Here is a 17028-nt window from a genome sequence, read left to right as displayed (position 1 = left end):
CCTTCTGCGGGTCCTGCGGCAGCTTTCTGGAGTGGACCGGCGAGAAGACCGTGCCGAAGATTCCGGTCGAGACGGTCCAGGATGCGGAGCAGGAGCTTCGGCAGAAGCCGACGCTGCTGCAACGTATCGCCGGGGTGATCGCGCCCGCGCCGGGCGGCTCACCTGTCGACGAGGGTGTGGTGCGGGTCGGCAGCGGGCCGGGCCGGGGAGCGGCCGGCCTGCCCGGCGGCCCACCGGGTCTGCGTCCCGGGCCGCCGGGGGCGGGTCCGGCTGGGGGCCGCCCGGGTCCGCCCGGGGTGGGTCCGCCGGGGACGCGGCCGGGTCCGCCCGGCCTGGGCCCGCCCGGTGCGATGCCGCCCGGTGTGCGTCCCGGCCCGCCGGTGACGACGCCGCCGGGCGTCCGGTCCGGTCCGCCCGGGTCGCGGCCGGGTCCGCCGGGGTCCGGTCCGCCGGGTGTCCGGTCCGGTCCGCCGGGCACCGGCTCTCCCGGGGTGCGGTCCGCGCCGCCGGGGACGTCGCCGGCCGGGTCCTCCGCTGCCGGCGGGCCGGCCGCGACGGTTGCGCCCGACGGCGGTCCGGCACCGGTGTCGACGCCGCCGCGCCGGTTGCCACCGCCGCCACCGGGGGTGCCGGCCGCCCGGCTGCCGGACCGGGCGGCCCGTACCGTGCCGCCGGGTGCCCGTACCGGCCCGTCCGGGGTGGACCCGGCGGCCGGCGGGACGTCGTCGCCGGCCGAGGACACCCCGGCCGGTCCGCCGGACATCGTCCCGACCGGGGCCGTCGGGTCGCCGCGCCGGCTGCCGCCCCCGCCGCCGGGGGTGGCCGGGGCGAAGCTGCCGACCGCTCCGAGGAATCCGGCCTCCCCGCCCCGGCGCGACACGCGTGCCGCGCCGCACACCAGCGCCCTGGTCGCCGCCGACGGGTCGGTCGACTCCGTGCTGCCCGGCGCGCCGGCCATCGACGGGCGGGTCGGCTCCCGGGCCACCGCCGCCGCGACCGTCGAGCCCGAGGAGGTCAGCCCGCAGGCGGTCCGGCCCCGGGTGGCCACCGTCGGCGCGAAGGCATCCACCCGTCGACGGCAACCCGGTGACCTGATCTGCGGCGAGTGCGGCGAGGGCAACGCGCCGACCCGCCGGTTCTGCAGCCGGTGCGGCGACTCGCTGCGGACCGCCCAGGTGGTGCGTCGACGCTGGTGGCAGCGCCTGCTGCCGCGCCGTGGCCCCCGGGTCACCGCGGCCGGGACCCGTCCCGGCGCGCCCGGCGGCGGCCGACCTGGTGGGGTCGGTGGCGTGCTGCACGCGATCTACCAGCGGTCGAACGCGGTCGCCGCGGTGCTGCTCTTCGCGATCGGGGTGGCCTACCTGATCTATCCGCCGCTGCGGGAGCGGATCAACGGGGCGGTGTCCGGGCCGGTGACCGGGGCGCGGGACTGGGCCGACCGGAAGATCAACCCCCGGTTCGTGGCGGTCCGGCCGGTGCAGGTGACCGGCGGCGCGTCGGTCCGCGACCACGGGCCGGAGCTGAGCGTCGACCAGTACCGCAACACGCACTGGCAGGTGCGCTGGGACAAGGAGAAGCCGCCGACGGTCACCCTGCGCTTCGCGACGGAGGTCGACCTGGAGCGGCTGATCGTGACCGCCGGCACGGCCGAGGACTACACCGCGACCCACCGGCCGATGACCCTGCACCTGGTCTACTCCACCAACCGGTCGGACACCCTCACCGTCGAGGACACCGGGGAGCCCCAGACGTTGACCCTCGACGGGGCCGACGGGGTCACCACCGTGCAGATCCAGGTCACCGACGTGCACCGGGCCGAGAAGGGCACCGACGTGACGGTCAGCGAGTTCGAGTTCTTCGCCCGGGAGTGAGCGGTCGCCGGGCAGCGGGTGACGTCGGGGCACCGGGCCCCGGCGGCGGCACCCGACAACCACCACCACCGTCGGCCGACCGGCCCGACGGTCCCACGTCGGAGGTGTATCCGTGACAGAAGTCGCCATCGCCCTGAACACCACCGCGAACATGATCGGGTTCGCGCAGGGTCAGGCCAAGGGCCTGACGGACGGGGTGTTCCAGGTCAACGGGTTCAGCAACGCCGGGTTCCGGACCGAGCTGCCGCTGAACCAGTTGATCTCACCGGTGCCGATCGCCCACGGCCAGCTCGTCATGGTCCAGGGCGGCCAGTCCCGGCAGCACGTCTACTGGCTGCGCTACGTGCGCCGGGGCATCGGGATCACCGACAAGAAGCGGGTCTGCGTGGAGCTGCTGGTGCGCTTCACGACCTTCGACTACGTACCGAAGGACGGTGAGGGTGGCCCGACCGAGCAGGAGCTGGAGATCCTGCGCGACTACCCGCTCTGGGGGATCACCGACCTGAGCGTGTCGCTGCTGGCGACCGGCCGGGGGCGTAACCCGTTCAACAAGTTCAACGAGTCCGGCAGCCTGACCTTCGAGGTGGCCGCCGTCAACGGCGGCATGCCCCACCTGCGGATCAACTACCGGGTGCAGCACCAGGCGAAGAACCTGCTCGGCGCGCCCCTCGGGTTGAGCCACAACGACGTCGGCGCGTTCCTGGTGCACAGCAACGGCAGCTTCGAGATCAACCCGGGGGAGGGGCGGACCGAGAAGCACTTCCGGATCACCCCGCTCAGCGGCAGCGTGCACGACCGCCCGACCCGGGCCGTGCCGGAGGACGAGGACGGTCAGCCGGTCACGACCGGCATGCTCAAGGCCCAGCGCATCGAGCTGGGTGGGATCGACCGCGGTGGCCGGATGCTCGACCCGCACGAGCACAAGGGCATGAAGGTGATCGGCTTCGAGCGGATGGACGGCCCGAACACCATCACCGTCCTCAACGACGGTCAACCGCCGGTGGTCGCCTCGGCGGCGGACGACGAGGGGCACGAGGCGTCGCTGCGACTGGAGTACGTCCGCGACGGGGCCGTACTGGGCCGGAAGGTCCGCACCAAGATCAAGGCGTTGCTGCTGCTGCGGTTCACCATGGTTTCGTACGTCACCGCGCCCGACGACGGCCACCGGCAGATGGTCTACGTGGGCGGGGTGCGCTACACCGCCTTCCGCAACGTCTCGCTGCGGGTGCTGGAGGTGGGGCACGGCGATCCGGTGGTGGTCGGCGAGAAGGGCCGGCAGTACGACGTCGACGCGGTCAAGAACCGGCACCACGAGGAGTCGACGTTGTTCTTCGGGCCGTACGTCGAGGAGGTGCCGGGGCAGGTCGGGGTGCAGCTACGCATCGACTGGACGGCCGAGCACGCCGGCGCGGACGGGCGGAGCCGCCAGCACAGCAACAAGGGGCAGTTCCGCCTCGGGATCGACTCGTCCGGCAGCCCGGTGCTCCGCCTGCTCGACGCCGACAGCAACAAGTACTTCACGGTCACGGGCTGAGGGGGAGACGACCGATGAACTATCCGGAGACCTTCGACACCACCGGCCCGGCCGGCCTCGACGACGCGTACGCCTACCTCTGCTGGGCGGCGGTCAGCGCGCACGGCATCCTCGCCGAGCAGCCGGACGCCGGCTGGGAGCAGGTGCCGGACCTGCTCGGGCAGGGCTGGGGCGACCCGGGTTGGTACCAGCGCAACGGCTGGCTGGCCGACTTCTACGACACCGTCTACCACCACGCCAGCGCCTTCCCGCCGGTGCAGATCTTCGCCGTCGACGAGCTGGGTGAGCCGGCGGCGGAGATGGCCCGGGTGATCGACTCGGTGACCCAGAACTGGATCGCCGCCGCGCACCAGGCCGCCGACCAGGACGGCTACCACCAGGACGGCTACGAGCAGCACGGCTACGACCAGGCCGAGCAGTCCTACGACCAGCCGGACCACGACCACCAGCAGGGCTACGAACAGCACGGCTACGACCGGGACGGCTACGGGCAGCAGGACCACGGGCCGGACGGGTCGGCGTACCCCGGTGGGGAACCGGAACCGGCCGACCAGGTCGGGCCGGCCGACCAGGTCGAGTCGGTCGGGCCGACGCCGGAACCACTGGCCGACCTCGACCCGGAGGCCGCCCGGCAGGTGCTCGACCGGGTGGTCGACGACGAGGTGGACGACCTCTCGGTGGACGACCAGCGGGTTCTGGCCACGGTGCTGACCGTCGAGAAGTTCCAGTACCTGGCCCGCGAGTACGACCTGGTGTGACCCGACCGGTGCCGGGCCGGGACCGCGCCACCAGCGGCTCCCGGCCCGCCACCGGCGGGCCCGATGGACCGACCGGCCATCGTCGTGCCCGGGGCCCGTCGACCGGTCGAGCAGGGACGACACCTCGTGACCAGCATCGAGTACGAGCCGGAGGAGCTGTCCGGCAACCGGTTCGCCGTGACCGGCTTCCGGGACGCCGGACTGCCGGTCGGGGAATTCCTCGCCGACGACCTGTGGCCCGACGGGTTCGACGGCGCGGTGTGGCTGGACCGGGGCACCCGGACCCACCGGCACTGCTACTGGCTGCGCTACCGCCACCGGGGGCCGGGGGGCCGCAAGCTGGTCGCGGCGGAGTTCCTGATCCGGTTCGGCACCTTCCCCTACCGGCACCGCCCCGGCACCGACAGGTACTCGCCCCGGTCGGCGGCACCGCTGCCGGGCCTGTGGGGGATCGAGGACCTGAGCATCTCGCTGCGGGACACGGGTGCCGGCGGCCGGAACCCGTTCAACAAGTTCAACGACCCCGGCCACCTCGTCTTCGAGCCGACGATGGTGTTCGCTCCCGCTGCCGGCACCGGTGCCCCGGTGCCGGCGATCCGGATCGGGTACCGGGTCCGGCACGCGGAGAACCCCGTGCTCGGTCCGGCGGTCGCCCCGGGCCACGAGGAGACCGGGGCGTTGACCGTGCACAGCGACGGCGCGGTCACGCTGGAACCGGCGTCCGGGTCCTCGTCGTGGCGGCTGGTCCCGGTCAGCGGTGCGGTGCACGGGCGGCCGTTGGTCGGGGTCGACCCGCCGCCCACCCGCAGCCTCACCGTCTACCGGGCGACCGGCGTCACCGTCCCGCCGCCGGTGACCGCCATGCGGGTGCTGACCGGCCGGGCCCGCCGGGGCGCGGTCGAGGTGCAGGGATTCGAGCAGGTCGCCGGCCCGCCGCAGATCGAGGTGTGGCACGACGGGCACCCGCGCCGGCACCGCGCGTCGATGGGCGTCGACACCCGGGACGACGGCATGATCGTGGAGTACGCCCGGCCCGGCGACCCGGCCGAGGGCCCGCGGGCCGGCCGGGTCCGGGCCCGTCTCGCGTTGCGCCTGCTCACCTGCTCGTACCTGGTCGAGTCGAACGAGTTCGCCGACGCCGTGGTCTTCCACCACGGCCGCCGGCACCCCGGGTTCGCCGACGTGTCGCTGCGCCCGCTGCCCGACGACGCCGACCCCGCCCCGCCCGGGTCGGTCGGCTCGCGGCTGCGGTTCGTCCCCGAGTGGTACGACGGCCCGGACGGCGACCTGCCGGGCCTGCTGGTCCGCTGGTCGGAGGTGGCGGTGGCCCCGGCCACGGGTCCCGGCACCCCGCTCGGCGGCACGTTCCTGATCACCGTGGACGCCTCCGGCGGGCCGCTGGTCCGCTTCGGCGACGAGCAGACCTACCGCCACCTGACCGTGACGAACTGAGCGGAGGACACCGTGCCGAGTCGGATGCGGCTGGTCGGCTACCGGCCCGACCCACCGGTGGGCGACGCCTTCACGGTCACCGGGTTCGCCGGTGCCGGCTTCCCCGAGCAGGCGACCCTGCGGGACCTGGTCACCCCGGCGCAGCCCTACCTCGCCGGCACCGGGATGATCCGGGGCGAGCAGCAGCGGCGGCACTCGTACTGGCTGCGCTACCTGCGTCGGCGGGGCGGCCCGACCGGCCCGAAGCGGGTCTGCGTGGACCTGCTGGTCCGGTTCACCACGTTCGACTACGTGCCCGCCGACGTCGGGGCCGGCCCGGCGTCGTCCCGGCAGGCCGCGTTGGCGTCCTTCCCCTGCTGGGGCGTCGCCGACCTGAGCGTGTCGCCGCACGCCGTCACGGCCGGCCGCAACCCGTTCAACAAGTTCAACGAGGTGGGTTCGCTGGTGTTCACCGCCCGGCTGGAGGCCGGCCACGGGACGATGCCGGCGGTCCGGGTCGGCTACCGGGTGCACCACGAGCGGACCACTGTCGACGGGGTGCTGCTGACCCCGGAACACGACGAGGTGGGGTCGTTCCTGGTGCACAGCGACGGGCTGTTCGAGGTGGCCGACCGGTCCCTGGCGACCCGCACCCACTTCCTCGTCACGCCCGTCGACGCCGGGGTGCACGACCGGCCGCCGGTGCCCCTGGCCGCCGCCCGGCGACCCGACGCGGCCCGCCCGGTGTGGCACGCGACCGGGCTCACCACCGCCCCGGCCGCGCTCGCCGCGCCCCGGCTGACGTCGTACGCCGACGACACCGTCGTGGTGACCGGCTTCGACGGGCTGGACGGCCCGCAGACGCTGACGGTCCGCGACGCGGCAGGTGGGCAGCGGACGGCGATGCTGGACGCGGCGACCCCGGAACCCGGCGCGTTGCTGCTGGCCTACCGGGCCGACCCGGGGCCGGGGCGGGCCGGTGGCGTCCGGCTGCTGCTGGGGCTCCGGTTCACCATGCACCGTTACCTGGTCGCCCCGGCCGGCGTCGACCGTGGCACCGCCCACCGGCCGCCCGAGGACGGCACCGCCCACGTCGACGCCTACTACGGCGACGACCCGACGGCCGACCGGGAGGCGTGGCCGGTGCTGTGGCACCGGGGACGGCGGCACCCCGGCCTGCTACAGGTCGCGCTCCTGGTGTCCGGGGCCGACGGCGGGCCCGGTCCGCAGGCCGTGCGCAACAGCACCGGAGCGTGGACCCGGCTGGTGCTCACCCCCGACTGGGAACCGGGCGGCGACGACCACCCGCCGCGCCTACGGATCGGTTGGCACGCGTCGCACGGGGACGACACCGTCCCGGTCGAGGGCCGGCTGGCGTTCGACGTGGACTCCGCCGGCCGGCCGACCCTGACCCCGCTCGACGACGAGAGCCGCCGCCGGTTCACCGTCACGGGCTGACCGGCACGTCCTCGTCGCGGGCGGGCCGCAGCCGCCGGGACAACTCGGCGATCTCCCGCCGGTACGTGGCCTGCTGGGCCGCGTCGACGCCGCCGTCCGCGCCGAGCGCGACCAGCAGCCGCAGCGCGCGGACCTGGCCGAGCAGGTGCCCGGTCTCCCGGTGGGTCGCCAACGCCTCCTCGGCGGTGCGGGCGGCGGTCATCGGGCCGGTGGCCCGCAGCGCCTCGGCCGCCACCATCAGCGCGTGCCCCTCCCACACCCGGTACCCGGCGGCGCGGGCCACCGCGCGGGCCTGCCGGGCCAGCGCGACCGCCTCCGTCGGATCGGTGTCCCGGTGCACCTCGGCCAGCCCGATCAGCGCCTCGACCTCCTCACCCCGGGCCCCGCCGGAGCGGGCGAGGTCGAGCGCCCGCCGGTGTTCGGTCGTCGCAGCCGGATCACCGTTGCGCAGGTGGATCGCGCCCAGCACGTTGCGGGCGGCGGCCTGCTGGGCGGGGTCGCCGATCAGGTCGGCGAGGGCCAGCGCGGCGTCGGCCAGCTCGGTCGCCGGACCCAGGTCACCGCTCTGCGCGCGCAGCGCCGCCAGCCGGCGCAGGCTCTCCGTCTCGGTCGGCCGGTAACCGGTGCGCCGGCTCAGCTCCAGCGCCTCCCGCAGGTGGTCGAGGGCCTCGTCGTGCTGGCCGAGGGCGTGCTGCACCTCACCCAGGTTGCTCAGGCTGATCCCGGTGCTCATCCACATCCCGGTGCTGCGGGTCAACGTCAACGCCTGCCGGAAGACCTCGGCCGCCTCGCGGAGCCGTCCCATGTCCCGGTAGATCACCCCGAGGTTGCCGAGGCTGGTGCTGAGCCGTTCCGGGCCGCCGAGCCGTTCGTGGATGCTCACCGCGAGCCGGGTCAGCTCGGCCCCCTCGGCCAGCCGGCCGGCCCGCAGGTGCACCAACCCGCAGGTGCCGTACGCCGCCGCCAGGCCCTCCGGCCAGGCCGCCCGGTGCGCCGCGTCGATCATGGCGGTGGCGTGGGACAGGCCCACCGCGTACTCGCCGCGACGCAGGTGCAGGCTGGCCAGCCCGAGCCGGCTCGCGGCCTCGCCGGCGTGGTCGCCGGCCTGCTGCGCGGCGTGCAGCGCGCTGGTCGCGGCGACCAGTCCGTCGCTGTGCGGGCGGAACTGGAAGTAGCCGCGCAGCGCGTCCGGGATCCGCCAGGCGGCCGGGTCGCCGTCGGGTTCGGCGGCGTGCGCGATCACCCGCATCAGGTTGGTGTGTTCCTCCTCCAGCCAGGCCATCGCCCCGGCGGAGGTGGGGAACGGCGACGCCCCGGCGGCCGGTCCGGTCCCGTCGGGCGGCAACCGCACCAGGTGCGGGTAGACGGCGACGGCGGCGGCCTCGGTGCGCTGCCGGTACCAGCCGTACAGACGCCGGGTGGCGGCCCGCAGCTCCGGCCCGGGGTCCTCGGCGGTGGCCCGTTCCCGGGCGTAGAGCCGCAGCAGGTCGTGGAACGTGTACCGGCCGGGTGCCACCTGCCCGACGAGGTGCGCGGCGGCGAGCCGGTCCAGCTCGCGGGCGGCCACCGGCTCGTCGATCCCGGCCAGCGCGGCGGCGGCGGCCACCGTGACGTCCGTCCCGGGTGCCGTGCCCAGCAGCCGGAACAGCCGCCGTGCCGGGGCGGGCAGGGCGGCGTACGACAGGTCGAACGCCGCCCGGACGGCCGCCTGGTCGTCGCCCTCGATACGCAGGTCGGCGAGCTGGTTGCCGGCGGTCAGCCGGGCGGTGTGCGCGCTGATCGACTGGTCGGGCTGGTCGATCAGGTTGGCGGCGGCGATCCGCAGGGCCAGCGGCAGCCGGGCGCAGACCGTCGCCAGCTCGGCGATCTCGGTGGCGCGGGCGACCCGTTCGGTCGGGATGATCCTGGTGAGCAGGGTGCCGGCCTCGGCGGCGGTGAGCACGTCGAGATCGATGCGGCGCGCGCCGTCGACCGCGACGAGCCCGCTGAGCCGGTCCCGGCTGGTGATCAACGCCAGGCAGCCGGCGCTGCCGGGCAGTAGCGGGCGCACCTGGTCGGCGCTGGCGGCATTGTCCAGCACCACGAGCATCCGGCGACCGTCCAGCATGGTACGCAGCAGCGCGGCGGCCTGCCCGGCGTCGACCGGCACCTGCTCGGCCGGCACCCCGAGCGCGTGCAGGAACCCGGCCAGGGCCTCCTCCTCGCGTACCGGGCTGGCCGTCGAGTAGCCGCGCAGGTTGACGTAGAGCTGCCCGTCGGGGAAGTGCCGACGCACCCGGTGCGCCCAGTGCACCGCCAGGGCGGTCTTGCCGACCCCGGCCATCCCGGTGATGGCGGAGATGACCACCGGACCCCGGGTCGCCGTCTCCCCGGCCAGCAGCGCGTCGAGCGCGGCCATCTGGGTGTCGCGTCCGGTGAAGTAGGCGACGTCGGGAGGCAGTTGTGCCGGCGGGCGGTGGCTGGGCGGGCGGGCCGGCGACGACGTCTCGGGCCGGTGCGGTGCCGCCCCGGGACGTACGGCCGGGGCGTCACCGGCGACCGGGCGGGCGACCACCCGGGGCAGGTCCTGGCGCAGGATGCGCAGCTGTGCCTCGCGCAGTTCCGGGCCGGGTTCCACGCCGAGCTGCTCGGCGAGGCGGTCCCGCAGCTTGCGGTGCAGGGTCAGCGCACGGGCCTGCTGGCCGCAGGCGGCGAGGGCGAGCATGAGCCGGGCGTGCACCTGTTCGTGCAGTGGTTCGTGGCGGGCCACCGCGTGCAGCTCCCGGACCGCCCGGTCGGGCAGTCCCAGGTCGACGGCGAGCGTCGCGTAGGTGACGGCGGTGGCGATGCGGCGACGGTTCAGGGCGACGGCGGTCGGGTGCTGGGCCAGGCTCGCCGCCGCGTCGGCCAGGACCGGCCCGCGCCACAGCGCCAGTGCGCCGGCCAGCCGGTCCAGGCTGGCCAGGTCGCCCGCGACGCTGCCCTCGGCGCGTTCGATCACGGTGGCGAACTCGCTCAGGTCGAGCTGGGTGGGGCCGACCCGGAGCCGGTAGCCGCCACCGACGTGGGTGATGGTGGTGCCGGTGTTCCCGGGCCGGTCCAGCACCCGGCGCAGCCGGGCGACGTAGGTGTGGACGAGGTTGAGGCAGCTGTCCGGCGGGTCGTGGCCCCAGAGCACGTCGACGATCTCGTGGCGGGACACGATCGTGTCCGGGTGCAGGGCGAGCAGGCCGAGCAGCATCCGTTGCCGGTTGGCGCCGAGCGCGACCGGTTCGGCCCCGACCTGGATGCGCAGCGGGCCGAGCACGTCGATGCGGAGGGTGGGTGCCGACGCGGCGGGTGGCGCGGGGCCGGGTGGCTCCAGGTGGGGCAGCCCGACGGCGTCGGCGATGCGTCGGAGGGATTCGGCCCGGGGGTTGCGGACCCGGCCCTGTTCGATGTCGCGCACCGCCCGGACACTGATTCCTGCCCGTTCGGCCAGCTGCTCCTGGGTCAACCCGGCACCCAGTCGTCGTCGTCGGATCTCAGCACCGCCGTCGGCCATCGACCGGCCTCCCTGTCATGGCTGCGCGTCCTTCCCACCAGCGCGGCCAGCACATGATTCTGCCGGTTGACCGGTCGGATGACCATGATCTTCCACACTCATTCACCGAGGGACACGCCGCCGAAACCTGCCGATCGGGCAGCAGCGGTCGCCCGTCGGGGCAACGGTTCTGCCGGTTCTGCCGGTGCTCCGGCGGCTCACTTTTGGACGGTCGTGCATTTGAGCAGCTCAAAACGTTGCCGCCCGGCAAGGATGTCGATTCGACGGCGTCCAGTCGGCCTCCAGTGCCCGGCCGACCACCGTCTCTACCGTGGACCACGGACACCGCCACCACCCGTCGGCCGGTGTCCACCTCGGCGAAGCGACTTGCACCGGTCACGGAACCGCACGGCACCGGCCTCCGGACCACCGATCTGTCCCCCTGCTGAACGGCAGCCTGGCAGCTGACGCTCGACTCAGCCCGGAAGCTAAGGAACCGCCATGAACGGACGTGCCCAGACCTACATCCGTACCCCCGACCCGATCTCCACGGCCGGCATCACCGCGGCGCTGCGGGGCCGGGCCGAGATCGAGGTCGTGCCCGCGCAGATGATCACCGGGGAGACCGTCGGCGTGGTCGCCGCCGACACCCTCGACCACGGCACGCTCGACGTGCTCCGCGCCGTACGCCGGCTGGGCTGCCGGCGGTTCGTGCTGGTAGCCGCCGTCGAGTCGGACTCGGCCCTGATCCCCGCCGTGGAGTTGGGGGTACGCGCCCTCGCCTCGCGCACCGAGGCGACCGGTCACCGGCTGGCCCAGCTCGTGGTCAGCACCGCCTCCGGTGGCGCGGCGATGCCCCCGGAGGTGCTCGGGCTGCTGGTCAAGCAGGTGACCCGGCTCCAGCAGACGGTGCTCGCCCCGCGCGGCATCGACGTCAACGGGCTCTCGGTGCGGGAGAGCGAGATCCTGCGGCTGGTGGCCGACGGGATGGACACCCGGGAGGTGGCGACCCGGTTGAGCTACTCGGAGCGGACCGTCAAGAACGTGCTGCACGACATCACCAGCCGGTTCCAGCTCCGCAACCGCACGCACGCGGTAGCGTACGCGGTCCGGGAAGGGCTGATCTGACGCGCGGGAGGCGGGACGTGGCGGACAGGCACGCCGACGGGCGGCGGGTGACCCACGACGACCTGGGCGCCTGGCTGATCAAGGGCAACGCCGACCTGGTCGACCTCGCCGGCCGGTTCGCCCGGGACCCCCGGGTGACGGGCTGGTGCGTCCGCCCCGGCTACCGGGCCCGGCTGATGCGGGCCGGTCAGCCCGTGGTGTTCTGGGCCAGCGGCAGCCGGGGGCGGTTGCCCTACGGCGTCTGGGGGATCGGCCGGCTCACCGGCGAGCCGGTGCCCGGCGGGGAGCCCGGGTCACCCTGGACGGTGCCGCTGGACCTGACCGTGCTGCCCGAACCCCGCCGGCTGCACCGGGACCGGTTACGCGCCGATCCCCGGCTGGCCGGCCTGGAGGTGTTCCGCCAGCCGCAGGCGGCCAACCCGTCGTACCTGACCCGGGCACAGTTCACTGCGCTCGCCGACCACCTGCCCGAGGCGGCCGGCGCTACCAGCGCACCGGCAGCGTGGTGACCACCCCGCCCACCTCCCGCTCCGCGATGGGGAACGGCCCGTCGGTGGCGAGGCGCAGACCGGGCAGCCGGGTACGCAGCCGCTCCAGCCCCACGGCCAGGATCGCCCGGCCGAGCCCTCGACCGGGGCAGTAGTGGCGGCCCCCGCCGAACCCGACGAACTTCGGCCCGTCACGGTGCGGCAGGAGCGCCTGCGGCGTGCCGGGATGCGAGTGGGTGTACGCCCCCGACCAGCGGCGGATGCGGTCGCAGTCGTCGGCCGGGATACCGAGCAGCCGGGTGATCGTCAGCAGCGGGAGCCGGTCGGTGTACCCGGCGACGAGGTCGTCGGCGCGGCGGCCGTCGGCGGTCATCGCGTCCACGAGGTCGTCGGCGACCTGCCGGACCACCGGCAGGTGGGCGGCGACCCGCTCGTGGTTCATCGCCCGGGTGGCGACCCGGTGCACCGTCGCGTGCGACCGTTCGGACTGGTTGATCAGCAGATCAGGGTCGTAGAGGAAGTTGGGTTCGCCGCTGCGCCTCGGTGCGTCGGCGAGTGCCCGGCCACCGTCGCGCCGGATCAGCCCTCCCGTGGGGCCGGCAGCCGCTGCCCGGACCCGAACGGATACCGGACCCGCGTGCCGTCGGGGGTGCGGATGGTGACCGGGAGGCGGCCGGTCGGTTGCGCACCGACCAGGGTGTCCGCCAGCGCGGCCAGCGAGACGTCCCGGTAGCCGTACGTCGCCAGGTAGGTGCGGACCGACCGGAGGTGGGCGATGTCGTACGGGGCGCCGACGGCGACCACCACCACCGGTAGGTGTGTCGCCAGCAGCGCCTCGACCAGATTCCGCTGGCGCTCGTCGTTCCCGACGTTGTTGGTGAGGACCACTGTGACGTCGCTCCTGGTGGCCGCCGCCACCACCTGCGCGACGGTGCCCCGGTCCGGCGACCCGGTGTACATCGGCGTCGGGACCAGCCCCCGGCCCCTCAGCTGGCCGGCCAGCGACGGTACCGCGGTGGCCCCCCAGCCGGTGACCAGCACGTGGCGGTGGGACCCGGACGGCACCGGCAGCACACCGGCCTCGTGGCGCAGCAGGGTGACCGATCGGCGGGCGACCTCCGCCATCGTCTCCTGGTCCGCGGCGGTGCCGACCAGCGAGTCGACAGCCCTGCTGCTGGTGTACGGGTTGTCGAAGAGGCCCAGGGTGGCTTTCAGGCGGAGGATCCGGCGTACCGACTGGTCGATGCGGTCCTCGGTGAGGGTGCCGTCGCGTACCGCGCCGAGCACCGTGGCGATGGCGGCGGGCGGGTCGGCCGGCAGCGTCAACTCGTCGTTGCCGGCCCGGACGGCGTCGAGGATCACCCGCTCCGGCGGGATGGCCGCCAGCGCGTCCGCGCGCAACGCGTCGGTGACGACGACTCCGTCGTACCCCAGGGTGTGGCGGAGCAGACCGGTGACGATGGGCGCGGAGAGGACCGCAGGCGTGCGGGAGGGGTCCAGCGCCGGGACGATCACCGCCGTGGGCATGATCGACTCGACCCCGGCGGTGATCGCCGCCCGGAACGGCTCCAGATGGGTACGCATGATCTCCGCCCGGCTCTCGTCGACCACGGCGACGCCGGTGTCGGGGTTCGCCTCGGCGGCACCCAGGCCGGGAAAGTGCTTGGCCGTGGCTGCGACCCGGTTGTCCTGGTAACCGGCGACGGCCGCCGCCCCGAACGAGGAGACCACGTCGGCCCGGTCGCTGAACGCGCGCGTGCCGTCGGCGGTGTTGTCGGGGTTGGTGATGACGTCTACCACCGGCGCGTGGTCCATGGTGATGCCCATCGCCCGGAGTTGACGGGCGGTCGAGGCCGCCGTGGAGTACGCCAGGTCGCGGTCGAACGTCGCACCGACCGCCATGCCACTCGGGGTCACCGCCGCCGGTGGCGGGACCCGGCTGACGAAGCCGCCCTCCTGGTCGGTGCTGAGCTGCACGGGCACCCCGCCCCTGCCGGCCGTCGCCGCACGCTGCAGCCCGTTGGAGAGTTCGGCGACCTGCTGCGGATTGTTCATGTTGTTGGTGTTGGTGAAGTAGATGATGCCGCCCGGGTGGAACTTCGCCAGCAGCTCCGCGCCGTTGCGCACGTCGCTGCCGTAGAGGGCCTGGTTGGCCGCGACGTCGGCGGGATTCGTGGTGGTGGCGGTCTCGCCGTGCACCTGGAGGACGAACAGCTGACCGACCCGCTCCGCCAGGCTCATCCGTGCCATGACCTCGTCGACCCGTCGGGCGACGGTCCCGTGCGCGGTGGTGTCGTCGGCGGTCGGGTAGCTGGGCAGGTGGGACCGGGTGCCCACGCCGACGATCCCGCCGACGGAGAGGAACACGGCAGCGGTGACGGCGAGCAGAAGGATGGTCCGACGGACGGCCCCCCTGCCCCGCCGGGACGGGTACGGACGACGATGGGTGTGTGGTCGCATTGTCGCAGTTCTTTCTGTTCCGGACACGCGGCATCCGACAGGTGCCGGCATCGATGACGGACGCCTTGCTGGAAGCCGAAAAGTATCGGCGTCCGCGCTGTTTCGACCGGCGGAGAAGCGCTTCTGTCAAGAAAGCCTGACGGTCGGCGGGAAAAGGCTCCGGTCGGCGTACCCGGCATTCGGTCAGGATCGCCGCAGGGCCGGTCCGGTGGCCTGTCCGCCCGTGTGGTGCGGCACCGTTGCCGGTGGCACCGGCAACGGGGTGCCCTGCTCCAGTTGCAGCAGCGCTTCGGCGAACTGGACGATGTCCATGCCGTTTCCCGCCGGCTCCTGCGGAGAGGACATGGTGGTGCTGCGGTCCTCCGGGACGAATTCACAGAACCAGCCGAGGATCTGCGCGCCCGGCATGTTGATCGTCACGGTGTTCCCCTCGGTCCTGGTGCTCAGCGACGAGGATTCCTTCTTGACCGCGGCCGACGCCGACGCGCTGAAGCAGAGGTTGCCGCCGCCCACGGCGGCCCGGCTGTCCATCACCGACTTGACGGCCGACAGGTGCTCCTCGGCCGCCTCGAAGCGGATGGAGACGTCCTTGACGACCACGAACGCCACCGGGAAGCACGGCAGGATCGCCTCGTTCGCCCGGTCGGCGAGCTGGGCCAGGTCGTTGCGGCCGGTCGAGACCGGGGCGTCGGTCAGCCGGTGCATGCCTTTGGAGAGTCGGAACACCCCCGGGTCGAACCAGCCCCGGGAGATCTCCACCCTGGACGCCTTCAGCCCCACCTCGACGTGGGCCTTCTCGCTCAGCGCGCTACTGGTGTAGTCCGAGCCCGACGACGACGCGGTGCCGCCCGCGGACCACAGGAAGGGGTGGACCTGCACACTCGCCTGGGCGGAACTGCTCGTCTGGCTCGACGACGAGAGCATGTCGTCGTGGCTGAACGAGAACCGCAGGTCCATCCACCGGTCGGCGGCGGGCGAGGGGGCGGCGGTCGCACCGGTCTGCCCGGGCGGTGCTCCGGCGCTCCGGCTCGCGGGCTGCCGCCGGGCGACGAGCGCGAACTGGGACTGCAGGGCGGTCAGTTCATCGAGTTGGGACTGGAGGCGGGCGAGGACCGCCGGCAGGTCACCGAAGGACCGGGCCTGGTCCGCCGCCAGTTCCCGGCCGGCGGTGGCCAGCGTCGTGGCGCTGGTGAGCAGGTTCGACTGGGCGGCCACCAGCTTCTTCTGCCCATCGAGGAGCTTGCCGAGATCCTCGGAGTTCAGGGCGCCGCCGTTGCCCCGCTTGGTCGCCTTGTCCTGCACCGGATTCTCGCCCAGGGCCGTGCTGGCCTTGTGGACCAGCCCGTTGAGCTTGTCGCCGTCGAGTTCGGTGAGGCCACCACTCTCGGCCGCCAGGTACATCTCGACGGCGGTGACGGTGTTCTCGGCGTACACGTTCGCGAGGTCGTTCTGCGCCGCCACGTGTGCGGCCTCCGCCTTGCTCAGGGCCGCCGCGGCACCGGCGAGCGTGCCCCCGGTCGGCATCTGACCGAGCTGCGCCTGGACCTGGCTGATCGTCGTCAGCAGGGCGCGCCGCCGGCCAGCCAGGGTCAGGGCGACGAACTGCGGCTCGTCGAGCAGGTCGACCGGGTCCTGGTCGCTGGTCAGTTCGAGGAACCAGTCGCTGGGGGTCAGCTCGACGGGGTAGGTGAAGCCCCCGCCGGGGGCCGGGACCCGCGCGTCGAGGACCTGGTCGCGCGCCTCCTGGAGTTCGCCGCCGGGGCCGGCGTTGAGCGCCCCGATGATCGCGTCCATGTCGGCCGGGGAGAACACCGAGACGAGTCGGCCCTCGGCGGCGTCGATCAGGGCGAGTTGCCCCTCGGCGACCTCCTCGTACCACTCCAGGAACTTCTCCTTCGACAACCGCTGCCTGTTGTCGACGACCTGCTTGTCCCAGGCGGCCTTCTTCGCCAGCCACGACTCGTAGAGGGCGAAGTACCACTCCTGGAGTGATCCGGTGAACGGCCTGCCGTCGACCTTGGCGTCCGGGTGGGCCGGCGTGGCCAGGAGCGCCCTCAGCCGGCTCTTCATGATCGGCATCGTCGAGTTGAACCTCGGCACGAGGACGCTGAGCGCCTGCAGGTACTGGGAGGACACCCGTTGACCGTTGCTTCCCCCGGCGACCTTGACGATGTCGAACATCTGGTCGGCGAGCCGGGACTCGGCCTCGGCGACCGCCGCCGGCTTGGGGCCGGTCGGGTCGTACATGAAGTCGCTCTGGTTGAGCATCGAGCCGGGCATCATCATGGTGAAGAACTGGTTGTCGTTGGTCCCGCCGAGGACCTGCACCAGCTTGTCGTAGATCTGCGCGATAGCCTGGTCCGCCATGGTCGTCTCCTGTTCGGGAGGCGTCGACCGT

At 73.8% G+C, this 17028-nt stretch carries 11 protein-coding genes; 7 read left to right on the top strand and 4 right to left on the bottom strand.

The window, feature by feature from the left end:
- Nucleotides 1-584: 584 nt before the first annotated feature.
- From ACN265_RS28115 to ACN265_RS28095, 5 genes are all read left to right on the top strand, one after another.
- On the top strand, nucleotides 585-1871 hold the full coding sequence (locus ACN265_RS28115; RefSeq protein WP_421410596.1) for an NADase-type glycan-binding domain-containing protein: 1287 nt from the start codon (nucleotides 585-587) through the stop codon (nucleotides 1869-1871).
- A 112-nt stretch (nucleotides 1872-1983) separates the two neighbouring features.
- Complete coding sequence (locus ACN265_RS28110; protein ID WP_204928574.1) at nucleotides 1984-3405, top strand: hypothetical protein; 1422 nt, start codon at nucleotides 1984-1986, stop codon at nucleotides 3403-3405.
- A 14-nt stretch (nucleotides 3406-3419) separates the two neighbouring features.
- Nucleotides 3420-4163: a hypothetical protein gene (locus ACN265_RS28105; protein WP_421410595.1), complete on the top strand. Its 744-nt coding sequence runs from the start codon at nucleotides 3420-3422 to the stop codon at nucleotides 4161-4163.
- 126 nt (nucleotides 4164-4289) lie between these two features.
- Nucleotides 4290-5615, top strand: a complete 1326-nt coding sequence (locus tag ACN265_RS28100) for a hypothetical protein (RefSeq protein ID WP_421410594.1) — start codon at nucleotides 4290-4292, stop codon at nucleotides 5613-5615.
- A gap of 12 nt (nucleotides 5616-5627) precedes the next feature.
- Nucleotides 5628-7052, top strand: coding sequence for a hypothetical protein (locus ACN265_RS28095; RefSeq protein WP_421410593.1), 1425 nt, complete (start codon nucleotides 5628-5630; stop codon nucleotides 7050-7052).
- On the opposite strand, the gene ACN265_RS28090 is transcribed toward ACN265_RS28095, so the two are convergent.
- Nucleotides 7042-10575, bottom strand: a complete 3534-nt coding sequence (locus tag ACN265_RS28090) for a BTAD domain-containing putative transcriptional regulator (RefSeq protein WP_421410592.1) — start codon at nucleotides 10573-10575, stop codon at nucleotides 7042-7044. The two genes, ACN265_RS28095 and ACN265_RS28090, sit on opposite strands and share 11 nt — an antisense overlap.
- 480 nt (nucleotides 10576-11055) lie before the next feature.
- On the opposite strand from ACN265_RS28090, the gene ACN265_RS28085 reads away from it, so the two are divergent.
- Nucleotides 11056-11682 carry a helix-turn-helix transcriptional regulator gene (locus tag ACN265_RS28085; protein WP_377681884.1) on the top strand — a complete coding sequence of 209 codons (627 nt, stop codon included), beginning with the start codon at nucleotides 11056-11058 and terminating at the stop codon, nucleotides 11680-11682.
- A 17-nt stretch (nucleotides 11683-11699) separates the two neighbouring features.
- Nucleotides 11700-12191, top strand: coding sequence for an EVE domain-containing protein (locus ACN265_RS28080; protein WP_421410591.1), 492 nt, complete (start codon nucleotides 11700-11702; stop codon nucleotides 12189-12191).
- Here the strand turns inward: ACN265_RS28080 and ACN265_RS28075 are convergent.
- The 3 genes from ACN265_RS28075 to ACN265_RS28065 form a co-directional block, all read right to left on the bottom strand.
- Nucleotides 12166-12636, bottom strand: a complete 471-nt coding sequence (locus ACN265_RS28075; RefSeq protein ID WP_421410590.1) for a hypothetical protein — start codon at nucleotides 12634-12636, stop codon at nucleotides 12166-12168. The two genes, ACN265_RS28080 and ACN265_RS28075, sit on opposite strands and share 26 nt — an antisense overlap.
- Nucleotides 12637-12749: 113 nt before the next feature.
- Nucleotides 12750-14507 (bottom strand): glycoside hydrolase family 3 protein, encoded by a 1758-nt coding sequence (locus tag ACN265_RS28070; protein ID WP_421410589.1) that lies wholly within the window; start codon nucleotides 14505-14507, stop codon nucleotides 12750-12752.
- Nucleotides 14508-14813: 306 nt separating this feature from the next.
- A complete protein-coding gene (locus ACN265_RS28065) occupies nucleotides 14814-16997 on the bottom strand; it encodes a hypothetical protein (protein ID WP_421410588.1) in 2184 nt (727 codons plus the stop codon).
- Nucleotides 16998-17028: the final 31 nt, after the last annotated feature.

This window comes from Micromonospora sp. WMMD730, from assembly GCF_049178955.1.
Classification (GTDB): domain Bacteria; phylum Actinomycetota; class Actinomycetes; order Mycobacteriales; family Micromonosporaceae; genus Micromonospora; species Micromonospora wenchangensis.
Note: the sequence above shows the minus strand (reverse complement) of the source record. Positions and strands in the feature narration are given on the sequence as shown.